Annotated in this window: 17 protein-coding genes; 7 read left to right on the top strand and 10 right to left on the bottom strand. The window is 67.9% G+C overall.

Annotation, left to right across the window (positions count from 1 at the left end; all coding sequences use genetic code 11):
* Nucleotides 1–54 precede the first annotated feature (54 nt).
* Entirely contained in the window at nt 55–438 is a 384-nt protein-coding gene (locus tag K6V06_RS12970) for a hypothetical protein (RefSeq protein ID WP_222243979.1), read from the top strand.
* A 177-nt stretch (nt 439–615) separates the two neighbouring features.
* Here K6V06_RS12970 and K6V06_RS12965 read toward each other — a convergent pair whose 3' ends face one another.
* The 3 genes from K6V06_RS12965 to K6V06_RS12955 all read right to left on the bottom strand — a co-directional run bounded on the left by K6V06_RS12965 (nt 616) and on the right by K6V06_RS12955 (nt 4,109).
* Nucleotides 616–1,140 (bottom strand): GAF domain-containing protein, encoded by a 525-nt coding sequence (locus K6V06_RS12965; RefSeq protein WP_222243977.1) that lies wholly within the window; start codon nt 1,138–1,140, stop codon nt 616–618.
* Between the two features lie 41 nt (nt 1,141–1,181).
* Nucleotides 1,182–2,162 carry a tripartite tricarboxylate transporter substrate binding protein gene (locus K6V06_RS12960; protein ID WP_222243975.1) on the bottom strand — a complete coding sequence of 327 codons (981 nt, stop codon included), beginning with the start codon at nt 2,160–2,162 and terminating at the stop codon, nt 1,182–1,184.
* A gap of 117 nt (nt 2,163–2,279) precedes the next feature.
* On the bottom strand, nt 2,280–4,109 hold the full coding sequence (locus K6V06_RS12955) for a gamma-glutamyltransferase family protein (protein WP_222243974.1): 1,830 nt from the start codon (nt 4,107–4,109) through the stop codon (nt 2,280–2,282).
* Nucleotides 4,110–4,284: 175 nt separating this feature from the next.
* Here K6V06_RS12955 and K6V06_RS12950 point away from each other — a divergent pair, with 175 nt between their 5' ends.
* On the top strand, nt 4,285–5,238 hold the full coding sequence (locus K6V06_RS12950; protein ID WP_222243973.1) for a LysR family transcriptional regulator: 954 nt from the start codon (nt 4,285–4,287) through the stop codon (nt 5,236–5,238).
* 48 nt (nt 5,239–5,286) lie between these two features.
* On the opposite strand, the gene K6V06_RS12945 is transcribed toward K6V06_RS12950, so the two are convergent.
* Complete coding sequence (locus tag K6V06_RS12945) at nt 5,287–5,715, bottom strand: VOC family protein (RefSeq protein WP_222243972.1); 429 nt, start codon at nt 5,713–5,715, stop codon at nt 5,287–5,289.
* Between the two features lie 169 nt (nt 5,716–5,884).
* On the opposite strand from K6V06_RS12945, the gene K6V06_RS12940 reads away from it, so the two are divergent.
* On the top strand, nt 5,885–6,451 hold the full coding sequence (locus tag K6V06_RS12940; RefSeq protein ID WP_370637462.1) for a fumarate hydratase: 567 nt from the start codon (nt 5,885–5,887) through the stop codon (nt 6,449–6,451).
* Between the two features lie 198 nt (nt 6,452–6,649).
* A complete protein-coding gene (locus K6V06_RS12935; RefSeq protein ID WP_255581816.1) occupies nt 6,650–6,946 on the top strand; it encodes a hypothetical protein in 297 nt (98 codons plus the stop codon).
* An 11-nt stretch (nt 6,947–6,957) separates the two neighbouring features.
* Here K6V06_RS12935 and K6V06_RS12930 read toward each other — a convergent pair whose 3' ends face one another.
* Entirely contained in the window at nt 6,958–7,428 is a 471-nt protein-coding gene (locus K6V06_RS12930) for an Lrp/AsnC family transcriptional regulator (RefSeq protein WP_222243971.1), read from the bottom strand.
* Between the two features lie 144 nt (nt 7,429–7,572).
* Between K6V06_RS12930 and K6V06_RS12925 the strand changes: the two genes are divergently transcribed.
* Complete coding sequence (locus K6V06_RS12925; RefSeq protein ID WP_222243970.1) at nt 7,573–7,929, top strand: hypothetical protein; 357 nt, start codon at nt 7,573–7,575, stop codon at nt 7,927–7,929.
* On the opposite strand, the gene K6V06_RS12920 is transcribed toward K6V06_RS12925, so the two are convergent.
* Entirely contained in the window at nt 7,907–8,860 is a 954-nt protein-coding gene (locus K6V06_RS12920) for a LysR family transcriptional regulator (protein WP_222243969.1), read from the bottom strand. The genes K6V06_RS12925 and K6V06_RS12920 overlap by 23 nt on opposite strands.
* A 123-nt stretch (nt 8,861–8,983) precedes the next feature.
* On the opposite strand from K6V06_RS12920, the gene metE reads away from it, so the two are divergent.
* On the top strand, nt 8,984–11,368 hold the full coding sequence (metE, locus tag K6V06_RS12915; protein WP_222243968.1) for a 5-methyltetrahydropteroyltriglutamate--homocysteine S-methyltransferase: 2,385 nt from the start codon (nt 8,984–8,986) through the stop codon (nt 11,366–11,368).
* A gap of 49 nt (nt 11,369–11,417) precedes the next feature.
* Here metE and K6V06_RS12910 read toward each other — a convergent pair whose 3' ends face one another.
* Together K6V06_RS12910 and K6V06_RS12905 are read right to left on the bottom strand one after the other, a co-directional pair.
* Nucleotides 11,418–12,848, bottom strand: coding sequence for a DUF1254 domain-containing protein (locus K6V06_RS12910; protein ID WP_255581815.1), 1,431 nt, complete (start codon nt 12,846–12,848; stop codon nt 11,418–11,420).
* A 184-nt stretch (nt 12,849–13,032) separates the two neighbouring features.
* A complete protein-coding gene (locus tag K6V06_RS12905) occupies nt 13,033–13,842 on the bottom strand; it encodes a type III secretion system chaperone (RefSeq protein WP_222243966.1) in 810 nt (269 codons plus the stop codon).
* Nucleotides 13,843–14,093: 251 nt separating this feature from the next.
* Between K6V06_RS12905 and K6V06_RS12900 the strand changes: the two genes are divergently transcribed.
* On the top strand, nt 14,094–14,816 hold the full coding sequence (locus K6V06_RS12900; RefSeq protein ID WP_222243964.1) for a two component system response regulator: 723 nt from the start codon (nt 14,094–14,096) through the stop codon (nt 14,814–14,816).
* Between the two features lie 18 nt (nt 14,817–14,834).
* On the opposite strand, the gene K6V06_RS12895 is transcribed toward K6V06_RS12900, so the two are convergent.
* The gene (locus tag K6V06_RS12895; RefSeq protein ID WP_222243962.1) at nt 14,835–15,353 is read right to left on the bottom strand and encodes a hypothetical protein; all 519 of its coding nucleotides are present in this window, start codon (nt 15,351–15,353) and stop codon (nt 14,835–14,837) included.
* Complete coding sequence (locus tag K6V06_RS12890) at nt 15,353–15,988, bottom strand: hypothetical protein (RefSeq protein WP_222243960.1); 636 nt, start codon at nt 15,986–15,988, stop codon at nt 15,353–15,355. Before K6V06_RS12890 ends, K6V06_RS12895 begins: the two co-directional genes overlap by 1 nt.
* Nucleotides 15,989–16,006 lie beyond the last annotated feature (18 nt).

Raw genomic sequence — 16,006 nt, 5'->3', positions numbered from 1 at the left:
CCTGGTACGGCGGTTGCCTACCACTGCATGGGACCCACTATAGGAGCCATTACCATGAAGCAACGAACCTGGATTCCAGCCGCGGCATTGAGCATCGCGGTGCTGAGCGGACTTGTTGCCGGTTGTAACCGGCAAGAGGATGCCGCCACCTCGGGCGGCACCTCGTCCACCGCGCCTGCGGGTGATACCGCGGGTACGTCGGGCACCGGCACCGGCACTGGCGGCACCACCGGTGGCATGACCGGCGGTACTGGCACTGGCACCGGCGCGGATACCAGCGGCACCACCGGCGCGACCGGCACCACCGGTACTGGCACGACCGGTACCGGGACCTCGGGCACGGACGCCGGCGGCACCACCAGCGGCACCGCCGGCGCGGGCGCTACCGCGGGTTCGGGCGGCACCACCGGCACGACCGGCGCAAGCGCACCGCAGTAATCGTCCCACCGGCCGCTCCGCGTTTCTTGCCAGGCAGAACCGGGGCGGTCCGCCAACAGGCGCGCCGCCACCTCCCCTTGCGGGAGATGGCGGCTTTTGTCCGGTTGGCTCCCCTCGCCCGCTTGCGGGATGTACAGCGGGAGAGGGTAGGGGGAGGGAAAACCGCCCCCCGGACACTCACCCCTGCTGCATCTGCCCCGCGGAAAACACCAGCCCGGCGATGCCCGCCAGCCGGCGCAGCGCCATCACTTCCTCGCTCGCCCAGGCTTCCTGCGCGCGCAGGTAATTGAACGTGCCGACGCAGCGGCCCTCGTGGCAGATCGGCACGTTGACGACCGCGCGCAACCCCAGCCCGCGAATCTTCGAGATGTCGTCGAACACTTCCGCGAGCGCCTGATCTCCCTCGCCGACGAATACCTCGGCGCGCTGCAGCACCTGCCGCGCCCACGGCGTATCGCCCTTGTGCTTGCTGCCGCCGACCGGATAGGAAGCGGGGTCGCTCGACCACAGCCGCACTACCTGCGACTGTTGCGGCCGCCATGCATTGATGGTCAGCAAGCCGGGGCCCAGCAGCGCGAAGGTTGCCTCGCCAATCACGCCGAACACCGACGCCGCGTCTGCCTGCGCTGCGGGCTCTCCAACCAACTGCTGCAAGGCGGCGGCGTGTTCAGGCGGCAGCCCTTCCGGCAGAGGCAGAGGCAAACGCAGAGGCAGGGCTGGCTGATTCCATTGCGGCATCACGCTTACTCCGCCGTGATCTTCAGTTCGCGGATCAGCTTGCCGTACCGGTCGGCATCCCGGCGCAGCACCTGGCCAAACTCCTGCGGCGTCGATGTCGTCGTCTCGACACCGATAGCGTCCATCTTCTGTTTGACTTCCGGCAGCATCATCACCTTGTTGATCTCGGCGTTCAGCCGCGAAACCAGCTCCTTCGGCATGCCTGCGGGCCCGAACGCGCCATACCAGACCGCCAGCTCATAACCCGGGATAGTCTCGGCGACGGTCGGCACATTGGGCAGCAGTGGCGAGCGTTTTCCCTCGGTGACAGCGAGCAGGCGCAGCTTGCCGGCCTTCACGTGCGGCAGCGTCTGCGTGCCCGCCGAGAACAGCAGCTGCGTCTGGCCCGCGACGGTATCGACCACGGCCGGCGCACCGCCCTTGTAGGGCACGTGCAGCATCTCCACCTTCGCCATCTTCTCGAACAGCACGGCGCTCAGGTGATTGGTCGAACCCGGGCCCGCGCTGGCGTAGGCGAGCTTGCCGGGGTTGGCGCGCGCGTAATCGATCAGCTCGCGCACGTTGTTGGCCGGCACCGAGGGATGCACCACCATCGTATTGGTGACATAGGCCAGCAAGCCCAGCGGCGTGAAGTCCTCCACGCCGCGGAACGGCATATTGCTCATCAGCGCCGGGTTCATTGCGTGGGTGCTCATCGAACCGATCAGCAGCGTGTAGCCATCCGGACGGGCCCGCGCCACCGCTGCCGAGCCGATATTGCCCGACGCGCCCGGCTTGTTGTCGACGATCACGGTCTGGCCCAGCGAACGCGTCAGATGCTCGGACAGCACGCGCGCAAGAATGTCCGTCGATCCACCCGGCGCCCATGGCACCACCAGCGTCACCGGCTTGTTGGGATAGCCGTCCTGCGCCGTCGCCACCGTCGCCGCACAGCACATCACCGCCGCGGCGGCACCGCGTACCCATTTCGCGATCTTCGTCTTCATGGTTGTTTTCCCCGTACTGTTCTCTTGTCGTCCTGTCCGCGGCACCCGCCGCCGCTGCTCGCCGAACCTCGCGGTTCTTCACGCCGCTGCCTTCGGCCCTTTTCTGCGATGGCGCGGCTATCGCCCCACCGCGTAACCCTGCATCCCGCGCGGATTTGCGCCCGCGCGCAGCACCAGCCGTCCCCGGTTGTCGCGCTCGCGCGAGCAGGCCGACATCCGGCCCTCCGACCAGGGCTCGCCGACGCGAACCTCGTGCCCCGCCGCGCGCAGCGCGTCGATGGTTTCGCCCGGGAAACGCGACTCGACGCTGATGCGGTTGCGCACGGTCTGACGCGGCCAGAAGGACCCCGGGAAATGATCGATATGCCAGGCCGGCGCATCGATCGCCTCCTGCAGGTTCATGCCGTGCACCGCGTGGCGCAGGAAAAACGCGACCGACCACTGGTCCTGCTGGTCGCCGCCCGGCGTGCCGAACACCATGTAGGGCTCGCCATCGCGCAGCGCCAGTGACGGCGACAGCGTCGTGCAGGGCCGCTTGCCCGGCGCGAGCGAATTGGGCAGACCCGCTTCCAGCCAGGTCATCTGCAGGCGCGTATTCAGTGCAAAGCCCAGCGCCGGGATCACCGGACTGGACGACAGCCAGCCTCCGGAAGGCGTGGCGGCGACCATGTTGCCATCGCGATCGATCACGTCCAGATGGCAGGTATCGCCGACGAAGATCTCGCGCTCGGCCCATTCCTGTACCGGGGGCAGCGCGGCAAAAGTCGGCTCGCCCACGCCGAAGCGAATGTCGGCGGCCTGCAGCGTGCGCTCGGCCGCTGCCAGGTCCGGCACGCGCGCCGGTTGACCCGCCACGGCACCCGGCCGGATCTCGGTGGAAGCCGCCGCGCCGATCAGCGCGGCCCGCTCGCGCAGATAGGTCTCGTCCAGCAGGCCCGCCGCCGCGCTCGGCACGAAGCGGGGGTCGCCATACCAGGCCATGCGGTCCGCCATGGCCAGCTTCGCCGCCTCCGCAATGCGATGAACGAAGCCCGGCGACGTCGGCACGTGGTCCTCCAGCCCGGCATGGCGCAGCATTCCGAGCTGCTGCAGGAACACCGGCCCCTGGCTCCAGATATCGCATTTGGCGACCGTATAGCGGCCGAAATCCAGCGTCAGCGGCGCCTCGACATCGGCCTGCCACCCGGCCATGTCCTCATGGCGAAGCAGGCCGGTGTGGCGCTCGCCAGTGGTATCGCGCACCGCTTGCGTGCGGCAATACCGATCGATTTCGCGGGCCACGAAGCCGCGGTACCAGCAGTGCAGCGCCGCGTCGATCTGCTGCACGCGCGTGCTGCCCGCCGATTGTGCTTCCTCGACGATGCGCGTGTAGGTGCGCGCGAGGCCGGGCTGCACGTGCAGGCTCCCGGGCCGCGGCACGCGTCCGTCGGGCAACCACACCTGCGCGGAGTCGCGCCATTCCCGCTCGAACAGCTCCCGCACGGCGAGGATCGCCTGCGAGATGCGCGGCACCACCGGGTAGCCATCGCGCGCATAGGCGATCGCCGGTGCCATCACGTCGGCAAGGGTCCAGGTGCCATGGTCGCGCAGCATCGTCATCCAGGCGCCGAAGGCGCCGGGAACCGTCGCCGGCAGCAGGCCGATGCCCGGCACCAGGTCCAGCCCCATGTTGCGAAACAGCGCCGGGTCCGCCAGTGCCGGGGCCGGACCCTGGCCGCAAACGGAGCGGATCGCGCGCTCGCGCTCGCTCCAGAAAAGGATCGGCACTTCGCCGCCCGCGCCGTTCAGATGGGGCTCGACCACCTGCAGCACGAAGCCGCCCGCGACCGCGGCATCGAAGGCGTTGCCGCCGCGTTCCAGTACCGACATTGCCGTCTGCGAGGCAAGCCAATGCGTGGACGACACCACGCCAAAGGTGCCGGCAATTTCCGGACGAGTCGTAAACATGCGCCTCCCTGCCGCTGCGGCGGTCTGTTCGGCCGGCGCAAGCGCATGCGACCGGCCGTATTTCCTTCCGCCGCGAGCGCGAACGGACAGCGGCAGTATAGGCGCGACGAATAACCAGAATCGCTTATTGTTTTATCCTTCCATATCCAACAAGTTATACGTCGGGATTACCCGGATGCCGTCAGCCGCCGACCACCTGCACCAGAACGTCGTCTCCCGTCTGCGCCTGCGCCAGCTTGCGCTGCTGCTCGTGCTGGAGCGGCAGCGATCGTTGTCGCGCGCCGCTGCCGAGCTCAACCTCAGCCAGCCGGCGATGACCAAGGCGTTGCGGGAGATCGAGGACGTCTTCATGCGGCCGCTGTTCCACCGCTCCCGCGCCGGCCTCGAGCCCACCGGGACGGGCGCCGTGGTGCTCGCCTATGCCCGGCTCGCGCTGGCCGATGCGGAGGCGTTGGGCAGGCAGCTGTCGGTGGTGGATGCGGGCTTCGCCGGGCGCTTGCGTATCGGCGTGATCCCCTTCGTCTCGCCGGTCGTGCTGGATGCCGCCTGTTCGCACGCGCTGCATCAGCAGCCGCGCATGGCGGTACTCGTGCGCGAGGGCACCACCGACGAACTGGTGGCGGCGCTGCGCAATCACGAGCTCGATTGCGTGGTGGCGCGTTCGTTCTACATCGCGGGCGAGGACATCGTGCAGGTGCCGCTGTACCGCGAGGAACCGGCGCTGGTGGTGCCCGTCGGGGCGGCCGCGCGTCTTGCCGGCCGTCAGCTCGACTGGGCCTGGCTGGCGACGCTGGACTGGATCCTGCCCCCGCCCTACACGCCGACGCGCCGCACCATCAATACGATCTTCGCCGTGGCCGGTGTCGCGCCGCCGCTGCCGATCGTGGAGACCTATTCGGTCAAGACCATGGCGACGCTGATGCGCACCGAGCCGCGCGCGATCACCATCGTGCCGCGCGCGGTGGCGCAGGAGCTGGCCGGCAGCGGCAGCGCGGTGGCGCTACCGCATCCCCTGCAATGGGACCTGCCACCGGTAGGTGCGATGTGGCTGCGGCGCGAGCAGTCGCGCGCGCCCTTGAGCGCGCTGGTCCAGGCACTGGTGGCGGCCTCCCGCGACGCAGGGGTGTAGGGCCGTGCGCGCAAACACGTGGCGCAAGCAACAACGCGTGGCGCCTCGCTATCGCTTCCACGGGTTATAGCTGCCGATCGTCCACAGGTGCCCTTCCAGATCGTAGCAGCTGAAGCTGCGGCCGCCGTACTCCTCGTCCTTCGGCTCCAGCACCACTTCGGCGCCCGCTGCCATCGCCGTGCGATATACATGGTCCACGTCCGGCACCACCAGATAAATGCTCTGGGTTTGCCCGCCTCCGGTTTCCTTCGGCAGACGCATCAGCCCGCCATACGCGGTATCGCTTTTCGATCCGACCATCACCATGCCGGCGCCAAGCGTCAGTTCGGCATGGGCGATGGTGTCGTTCTCGCCGGGCACCACCAGGCCCTTCTCCAGGCCGAACGCAACACAGAGCCAGGTGATGGCTGCCTTGGCGTCCTGATAATGCAGACAGGGAATCGCTGTGCTGCCCTGCTGCGCGCGGGATTCCGTCATCGTCTTTCTCCTGCCGATGCGCCGCCGGATATCGGCAGCGCCTGCTGTCAGAACGCAGCATAGGACATCCTTTCGCCGCGCACGATATCGATCGGTCGATCCGCCAATTTGCATGCGCGGACGCCGTGTGCCACGGCCGCTTCGATTTCCGCGACAAAACGCGGCAAAAATGACACGAATATCGCAGCCAATTGCAACGCAAACAGCGCGCCAATGCATATCCAGCGGTTATACTCGTCGCTCCACAATCAACAAACGGGTGTATCGAAAGATGGTCGTTGCCAATAACAAGCGCGCACCGCGCGCAGCAAAGCCGGCCTCCAAGGCTGCAACCAGGAAAACCGCTGCGCCGGCGAAAAAGGCCAGCGTGCTCGTGCGCGAAGCCGATGCCGCGAAGAAGCGTCTGCTGAAGCTGCGCGCCGACAGCAAGAAGGCGATCGACGCCGCGAAGAAGGAAGTCGCGCAAGCGGTCGCCTCCGCTCGTGCAGCGCAGCAGGCCGAGAAGCAGGCTGCCCGCGAGAAGCTGGCCGCGCAGAAGGAAAAGGCGAAGCAGGCAAAGGCAAAGGCAGCCGCGAAGAAGTCCACCGCTGGCAAGAAGGCCGCTGCGAAGCCGGCCGGCCGCACTGCTGCCAAGCCCTCCACCCGTGCTACCGCAAAGACCGGCGCTCGTGCCGCGTCGAAGTCGGCAGCAAAGCCGGCAGCCAAGCCGGCAGCGAAGCGCCGCGCCAAGGCCTGACCTTCGCAGTCCCACGGCCGGCGGCGTATCGCTGGCCCGTCCCGCTCCGGGCAAACCAGGCGGGTGCCCTGGCCGTGGGACCATCTGATCGTGGGGTTCACACAGAGAACCTCCCTGCGGATAATCCGGTTCCCCCGCAACGATAGCGCCGCATCGGACCGCACGCCGATGCCATGCGCGGCGTACGACTGAAAGGGAATGACGATGACCGCAGCACTGCACCGTTGCCCGCTCTGCCGGAACCTGACCGAAGCCACCACACGCCCGCGCTCGTATGGGCAATGGATGCGCTTTCACTGCAGTCACCAGGATTGCGGCCCCACCGAAATCAGCACCAAGGCGCGCGCGAAGCTGCGCCGCGGCGAACGCCAGGCGGAACTGCGCGGCGTCGCCCGTCAATGCCGCCACGTCGGCGCCGAACTGCGCATCGGCTATGACGGCCCGCGCGGAGAATTCGAAGTGGAAGTCCTGGCGGCCATGCCGGCGCAGGCATAGCGCCTGGGTGCTCAGGGTTCGACCGACGGTTCGCGCTTCATGCAGCGCAGCACGAAGGTGGAGCGGCTGTGCCGCAGGCCCGGCAGCTTGTAGAGCTTGTGGCGCAGGAATTCTTCATAGCCTTCCGTGCCTGCCACCGCCACCTTGATCAGATAGTCGTACTCGCCGGTCAGCAGATACGCTTCCACGACCTCGGGCAACTGCGCGAGCGCCTGGCCGAAGCGGTCCAGCATATCGTCGTCGTGACGCTCCAGGGTGACCTCGATCAGCACGGTATCGGGCAAACCCAGCGCCTTCTGGTTGAGCAGGGCCGTATAGCCCTGTATGACCCCCGCCTCCTCCAGCGCACGCACCCGGTTCCAGCACGGCGTGGCCGACAGCCCCACCTGCTCGGCCAGTTTCAGGTTGGACAGCCGGCCATCCCGCCGCAGCGCGCGCAGGATGCGCCGGTCCATCTCGTCGAGTTTCGGCGCTTGCGCCATGCCGCCCTCCGCAGAGCAAATTCACTATCGCATCTTCAATAATAGTGCATTTGTTCTGAATACAGCTGCGGGAGAGGAAGATTCAGAAGCAAATTCCGCGGGCTGACTGGTACATTTACCCGACACCCTCAACTGGAGTTCGTCATGCATGCCGTCGCCTCGCTCCCCGAAACCCTTGCCTCTCGCCCGGCCCCGTCCCGCACCGACTCCGCCGCGGCCGGGATTCTGCGGGCGAGCGTCTGGATCGACGCCAGCGAGGTATTCGGGGCCATGGAGTGGATCCTGGCCAATGCCCGCCGCACCGGGCTGGTCCTGCAATCGCTTCGGCTCGATGAGGGCGACGCCAGGGCCTCGATGCGCCAGCTGGAACTGAAGGCGGGGGCCGGCACTGCCGAGCGGCTCGACCTGTTCCTGCATCGCCTGCGCAATGGCGTCGATATCCGCGGCGTGCAGGTGCACGGCCATGATGTCAGCGCCGCTAGCGCGACGGCGCGCTGTTGATCCGCGGCGCTTCCGGCTGCGTCAGCAGTTCGATGCCGTCCAGATCGCGCGCACAGATGGTTCGCACGATCCTGACGAAATCCTGGGCGAAGGACCGCTCGGCCAGTGCCGCCGGCATGGTGGCGTGCAACTCGCTCCACAGCCCCGACGGACCGATGCGCTTGGCGAGCACGTAGTCGTGCTCCACATAGTTGCGCACGCCCCAGTTCGGCAACGCAGCCACGCCTCGACGGCTGGCCACCAGCTGCAGGATCGCCACCGTCAGCTCGGCGGTCCGCCGCGGTAGCCGGATGCCCGCCGGCTCGAGGACTTCCCGGATCAGGTCGATGCGCGGCTCGGGCACCGGATAGGTAATCAGGGTCTCCCCTTGCAGATCCGCCGCATCGATCCTGCGCTTGCTGCGCAGGCGGTGTTCGTTGGCGATGACGGCAAGGATCTCGAAGCGGAACAGCGGCACCACGGCGAGGCCGCGCCGGTTGGCCGGCTTCGAGCCGATCACCAGGTCCGCCCTGCCCTCGGCCAGCAGCGCCAGCGGGTCGGCGTGAAAGCCCGCCACCAGATCGATCTCCACCTCCGGCCAGTGCTGCCGAAAGGCATCCATCACCGGCATCAGCCAGTCGAAGCAGGTATGGCACTCCAGCACGATGCGCAGCTCGCCGCTGGTATCGCCCTTGAGCCGTTCCAGATCGCGCTCCGCTTCGCCGATGCGCGCGAGCACCTCCCGCGCGAGCGTCAGCAGACGCTCCCCTGCTGCGGTGAACTGCAACCCGCTGCGGCGCCGTTCGAACAACGTCAGCCCGTAGTGCGCTTCGATGGCCTTGATCTGGTGCGACAGCGCCGACTGCGTGAGATGCACCCGTTCCGCGGCGCTGGCCAGCTTGCCCGACTCGGCGATCGCCACCAGCGAACGGCAATGCCTGACCTCGATCACAACCCGGCTCCGCTTCCGGCGCTTCGAGTCATATTAGTAAAATTCATGTTCTATGGAAAATATCTCGCTTGATTCATTGTAGCCGGAACCCGACACTGCAGCCATCGTTCAAGGAGCAAGCAGATGGCACGCACGCATATTTCCGGCTTTCCGCGCATTGGCGCCCACCGTGAGTTGAAGTTCGCCCAGGAAGCGTTCTGGCGCGGCGACACCGGGCAGGACGCGCTGCTGGCCACTGGCGCCTCGCTGCGCCAGACCCACTGGCAGTTGCAGGCCGATGCCGGCATCGACCTGGCGGCCGCCGGCGACTTCGCCTGGTACGACCAGATGCTGGGCACCGCCGCACTGCTCGGTGCGCTGCCGGCGCGCTTCGGCTTCGAGCCCACGGCGCTGACGCTGGCCCAGTACTTCGAGCTGGCCCGGGGCAACGCCGCGCAGCCGGCGATGGAAATGACCAAGTGGTTCGATACCAACTACCACTACCTGGTCCCCGAACTCGGCCCCGATACCCGCTTCGATGGCGGCGTGGACTGGTTCTTCGCCGAGATCGACGAAGCGCTGGCGCAGGGACGCGCAATCAAGCCCGTGCTGGTGGGCCCGGTGACATGGCTGTGGCTGTCCAAGTCCCATGTGCCCGGCTTCGACCGCCTGGCCCTGCTGCCGGCGCTGGCCGGCGCCTATCGCCGCATCCTGGATCGCTTGCAGGCGCGCGGCATCGAGTGGGTCCAGCTGGACGAGCCGGCGCTATGCCTGGACCTCGAGCCGCGCTGGCTGGACGCCTTCGACCTTGCGTACGCCAAGCTGGCCGGCAGCGGCGTCAAGCTGCTGCTCGGCACCTGCTACGGTGACGCCTCCCATCACGCCGCGCGTGCGACCGCGCTGCCGGTGCAGGGCTTCCATCTGGACCTGGTGCGGGCCCCGGCACAGCTTCCGGCGTGGCTGGCCGCGCTGCCCCGCGACGCAGTGCTGTCCGCCGGTGTCATCGACGGCCGCAATATCTGGCGTGCCGATCTGCGCGCCGTGCTGGCGACGCTCGCGCCGCTGCATCGGTCGCTTGGCGATCGCCTGTGGCTGGCGCCGTCCTGTTCCCTGTTGCATGTCCCGGTATCGCTGGCCGCGGAAACGCGGCTCGATCCCGAGATCCGCAGCTGGCTGGCCTTCGCCACCGAGAAGCTGGTGGAACTGTCCACCCTGGCCACCGCGCTGAACCGGGGCGAGGCCGCGGTGGCGCAGGCGCTCGCCGCGTCGGACGCCGCGCAGCTCGCGCGCCGCACGTCACGCCGCGTCGTCAACGCGCAAGTACGAGCGCGCGTAGCCAACGTATCGGACGACATGGCGCGTCGCGCCAGCCCCTTCGACACGCGCATCGTGCGCCAGCGCGAGCGCCTGCCGCTGCCGCCGCTACCGACCACCACCATCGGCTCCTTCCCGCAGACGCCGACGATCCGCCAGACCCGGGCCGCCTGGAAGCGGGGCGAGCTCGGCGCACTGGCCTATCTGGAACGCATTCGCGCCGAGATCGAAATCGCGGTGCGCAGGCAGGAAGCGCTCGGGCTGGATGTGCTGGTCCACGGCGAAGCCGAACGCAATGACATGGTCGAGTACTTCGGCGAGCAGTTGTGCGGATACGCGTTCACCGAGAATGGCTGGGTCCAGAGCTACGGCTCGCGCTGTGTCAAACCGCCGGTCATTTACGGCGACGTCTACCGGCCCGAAGCGATGACGGTCGATACCATCCGCTATGCGCAGTCGCTGACCGACCGCCCGATGAAAGGGATGTTGACCGGCCCCGTGACCATGCTGCAATGGTCGTTCGTACGGGACGACCAGCCCCGTGCCGACACCGCGCTGCAGCTCGCGCTGGCCATCCGCGACGAAGTGGCGGACCTGGAGCAGGCAGGCATCGGCGTCATCCAGATCGACGAGCCGGCGCTGCGCGAAGGTTTGCCGCTGCGCAAGGACGAGTGGGAGCGTTACCTGGAATGGGCGGTGCGTGCCTTCCGCATCGCGGCATCGGGCGTGCGCGACGATACGCAGATCCATACCCACATGTGCTACGCCGAATTCAACGACATCCTGCCGGCCATTGCCGCCCTCGATGCGGACGTGATCACCATCGAGACCTCGCGCTCCGCGATGGAACTGCTGGACGGCTTCGGCGCCTTCGACTATCCCAACGATATCGGTCCCGGCGTCTACGACATCCATTCGCCGCGCGTGCCGTCGGTCGAATCGATTTGCGCGCTGCTGGCGCGCGCCTGCGAGGTGATACCGGCGCAGCGGCTGTGGGTCAATCCCGACTGCGGGCTCAAGACCCGCGGCTGGCCGGAAACGGAGGCGGCGCTTGCCAACATGGTGGCCGCCGCGCGCCTGATGCGCGAAGCGCTGTCCGGTTCGGCGACCGCGTCTCACGGGACCGGCGCAGCCAACGCGTACCCGGACGCCAAGGCGACGACCAGCCCGGCGCACACCGCCGCGGCCTGCCAGTGCGCCAGCCACGCGCACTGACTGCCGCCGCCAACCAGAACCGGGGCGCAAGGCCCCGGTCATGCCGAACTCAATCGAGCGGACGAACCTGCGGCGGCTTCCAGCCGCCGTCCAGCGCTTCCCCGTTGGGGCCGCGCAGGCGCAGCGTCAGGCTGAACGGACCGGCAGGCGCCGGCAACCAGTTGCGCCGCTGTGCCGTTGCCGGACGCGCGTGCTGGACCACGATCTCGACCGACCCGTCCCGGCCCCGGGACAGCGCGTCCAGGCTGCCCAGCGCGTACCGGTGCATGGGGTTGGGCACCGATTCCTGCTCCGGATCGTACAAGGCAAGCGACCATCCGCCAGTGGAGGGCGGCAGGTCGCCGCGCTCGAAGCGCACCACATAACGCCGATTGCCGTCGAGCGGCTGGCCGGCCGCGTCGGTATGCCTGCGGTACATCAGCGTGTCCTGCGCCAGACCCGCGCCCAGTCCAAGCCATGCCGCGGCGGCACGGCGGTCGTAGTCCATGCCATACCGCCCCAGATCCGTGCCCGCCAGCCACAGGCCCGACGCAGCCGCATCGGTTCCGCGTGCCTTCGCCACGATACGGGCCAGCGCACGCGTGGCCCCCTCCTGGATGGCCCGCGCGGTTTCCGGCTCCAGCACGGTGGTCGAGAACGGCTGCCCCGCCTTGATACCGAGCGCGTGGATCTTCTGCTCCGTCAGCTGATCGGGCGTGGCCGGGGGATTCTGCGCCAGCAGGGCGGCAAAGCGGCTGAAGAATGCCTGCGCGTCCATTGCAGCCACGTGTTCCGCGACCCCGGAATCGGTATCGACCGTGTTTGGCGCGAGCGTCGGCACGGGCGGCAAGGCTGCCTGTCCCTTCGGCCATGCAGCCAGCGGCGTCAGCCGATACTGGCTTTGCAGCCGCGCGGACGCCGCCTTGTCCTGCCGACTGCGGGGCAACAACTGGGCATGCAGCCAGACCGACGAGGCCGGCGCGCGAATCTCGCGCACCCCGGCAGGCAAGGCGCCCGACCAGTCCGGCGCGACGATCGCGTAGTTGGCGCGCTGGTTGCCGGCCGTGCGCTTGCCGAGAGCCGCAAACACATTGGTCCAGCCATCCATCAGGTCCAGCGTATGGAAGCGCCCACCCGTGGGCGGCACCGACAGCACCACCGGTCCTTTCGACAGATCGAGCCAGGCGATCGAGCACAGCGCATCCGGATCCGGGCTTCCCAGGTCAGGGAAAGCCGGATCGGGAAAGGCACGGCGGTGCAGGAGGGTGTTCGCCGGCGCCCGCGCCGCAACCAGCTCGCGGGCGACGTCGGTCAGTACCAGCGGATACGCATACGTATAGACCTCGAGCGCCAAGGCCCGGTAGTCTTCCCTCGAAGGTTGCACCGTCGGCGTCTGTGGGGTCCACCCCTCGCCCGCCGAGGTGGCGCATCCGCCGAGCAAAGCCACCGTGCCGGCCGCGAGCATCGCGACAATCGCCTGCCGGCGCGTCCATTCAATCATGTTCCCGTTCCTTCTTCTGGTGCGGCCATCGGGGAAACGTTGCTGTCCCCAAGGCTTCTTTTTTGTGACCAGAATAATGGATTTCCCCGATCCAAATTGTCAATGAATTGAACGAGAAGTTTGCTGCACATGCCACATTGCGCCGGTGCCGACCCGCCCGAGGCCGGCCCTCCTCCATGCCGGATCAGCGCCGGTTCACGTCCGGATGCACGCGGGGGTTTGCCGAAGCGGGCTGGGCGGACTGAGGCCCCTTGGCCTGGGCCGGCGCGGGTGCGGCCGGTGCGGGGCGTGCATGCGCCGGATTCTGTGCCGGATTTTGCCCCGGATTCTGCAGCGGCTTCGCGCCAGCCGTGGCCGCCTGTCCCGGCGCCGCCGGCACCGCCCCGGGGCGCCTTGCGGGCGCACCCGCCTCCGCACCGGCAACGCCACGCGGCCTCCCCGCCCCGAGCACCTCGTTGCTCGCCCGCGCCGGCTTGCCCGGCGCCCCTGCCATCGGCTTGCCCGGCGCCCCTGCCGCCGGCTTGCCCGGCGCCCCTGCCGCCGGCTTGCCAGCGGCCTGGCCCTCCGCCTTCGGCGGGGAAGTCGCGGCCGCTGCCGCCACCCGTGCCGACCAGTCCTTCTGCATCAGGATGAAGCCGCCGAGCATTTCCTCCAGCAGCGGCCGGTTGATCTTTGCCAGCGGCATGGTCTGATGCAGGATCAGCGTGCCCGACTGCGGCTCCAGCCCGAGTGCCGCACCGTTGTCCCGCAGCGGCTCGACGCCGGTCGCGAGCATGTCCTTGACCAGCTCGTGGTCCAGCTGTTGCGGCAGTTCCTCCGCGACCAATCCGACCAGAACCAGGTTGTGCTGGTCGTCGTCCCGGCGGAAGGTGATGGGGAATTCCTCGTCCACCCGGATATGGCACAGTCCATCCTCGTCGAATGCCATCTCGGGAATGCCGATCGCTTCACCGAATTCCGCCAGCAGGCGGTCGAACCCGTCCAATCTATTCATTTCAGGCTCCTGTGGCAGCCGCCGCGCGCCGTTTCCAGCGTTTCCATGCGAGCGGCCGTACTCATAAAAAGACAGGCGGAAGCCGCCGTCGCCCGGCGCTGGCGTCCCGCCGCTCTCCTCATTTCCAGCTAATCCAGCCATCATTCGTGGCTCATTCTCGCCAAATAGACTTGCCTCCAACCTGAACCGAGGGCCACGCGCCAAAAGCGCCTGCCCCCTCCGAGGTTCGGGACTTGTCCGAGGAGCGAGACATGACCATCCAACTCAGCAGCCTGTCCGTGCAGCCCAGCCTGGCCCAACCCGCACGCCGGCCGGTTCCGCAGTCCAACCTGACGCGCGTCGTCCTTGTCGACGACCACACCGTGATGCGCGAGGGTCTGCGCGCCCTGCTGGGCAAGGACCCCAGCGTCGACGTCATCGGCGAGGCGGCCGACGGCCACGCGGCGGTACAGGCATGCCTGCGTCTGCGTCCGGACGTCGTGCTGATGGATCTGCAACTGCCCTCGTTGGACGGCGTCGACGCCATCGCGACGATCCGCCGGCGTTGGCCTGACATCCGCGTGGTTGTCCTTGCCGGCCTGCACTCGGAAACGCGGGCCGCTGCCGCACTGCGAGCCGGCGCGCATGCCTACGTGCTCAAGCGCAGCAGCCTGGACCAGCTGATGGCGGCATTGCGCGCCGCCCGCATCAACCAGCCCTACCTCGATCCGGCGATGAACGTGGGCCAGATCGACGCCATGCGCCGCGCCGCCAACGAGGGCGGGGAAAGCCGTGCCGCCGGGCTGACCCCGAGGGAGCGACAGATCCTGAAGCTGGTTGCCGAGGGGCTGACCAACCGGCAGGTCGCCGACCGCCTGACCATCAGCCTCAAGACCGTCGAGACGCATCGCATGAACCTGATGCGCAAGCTCGACGCGCACAACGCCGCCGCCCTGTCGCAATGGGCACGGCGCCTGGGCCTGATCGAAATCTGAGCCGGCCTTCCCCATGATCTATGCGACGGGACCGGAGGTTCTGGACAGCGCAAGCTCGACCTGCACCCACTCCCGGTCGAGCGTCGTGCAACGGGCGCCCAGCTTCCGATAGACCGAAACCAGCCGTTCGCCATCCAGAGACGCGCCGCCGGACGGTTCCTCGCCCGGTGGCCTTGCCACATGGACCAGCCCGGCCACCATGGCGACTTCCGGCACCCGCTTCTCCAGCGTTCTGACCCACGCGGCGAGCGCCCGGATCGCCGCGGCCCCTGCCCCGGCGTTGGCCGAGATATCGCAAACGAGCAGCGCGCCACCCTCATAGCGATAGACCAGCCGTAGCGGTCCAAGCTCGACGGCATTGCCCAATTCGATGCCGGTCCCATCCAGGAACGCTGTCTGAACCGGCACGCCTTGCGCGGTCAAGTAACGAGTGACGGGGTCCAGGGCCGCCGGTACGCGCACCGCAGTTTCCATGACAAGACACTCCAGCGTTGCTGCCGCGACACTGTGATGCGGCGCCGCGGCAGCCGTTGCCATCAGAACTGCACGGACTTCAGGATCGCGATGTAGCTCTGGTTCAGCTCCTCGCACAGGCGCTGGTACTCGCTCAGCAGTTGCTCGCGGTTGTCCTGGAATTTGCCGCCGGCGCGGGCGGCCGATTCCCCGCTGCTCTTGTTCAGGTCCGAGTGCATCCGCGCGTCTTCCGCCAACCATGTCTCGCTGGCGCTCTTGATCTGGCCGACCGCAGTTGTGGAGCTGGAAACCGGATGCTGCATCTGCATCGCCAGTTCGACGCCTTGCCGCAGGCCATCGCCGACAGCGCCCCTGGCCCGCCCTGCGACGGCACCGGCGCCACCAAAGCCCGCGCCCAACGCCAGCGCGCCAAGCCCTGCGCCGACCTGCCACCAGGCTGCGGTCCTTGTCGCCGACTTCTGCTTGTCCATGGCCTCCTGCGATTTCTCGATGCTCATCCTCTCCGCTTGCAGCGACACTTGCTCTGCGCGAGCCTCCGATTCGCGAACCGTGTCCCAGTGCTGCTTGAGGCGCCGTCGGTACTCCATGATCAGCAGCGGCAGCGCATCGACGCGCTCCCTGTCCATGTCGAACCGGTCCCGGACCGGGAAGCTGCCGCTCACCCTCGGGTCCATGCTTTCGTTCTGAATCACCGTCATCGTTTCCTCTCCCTACCT

The sequence above is a fragment of the Cupriavidus sp. AU9028 genome, assembly GCF_019795295.1.
Taxonomy (GTDB): domain Bacteria; phylum Pseudomonadota; class Gammaproteobacteria; order Burkholderiales; family Burkholderiaceae; genus Cupriavidus.
Note: the sequence above shows the minus strand (reverse complement) of the source record. Positions and strands in the feature narration are given on the sequence as shown.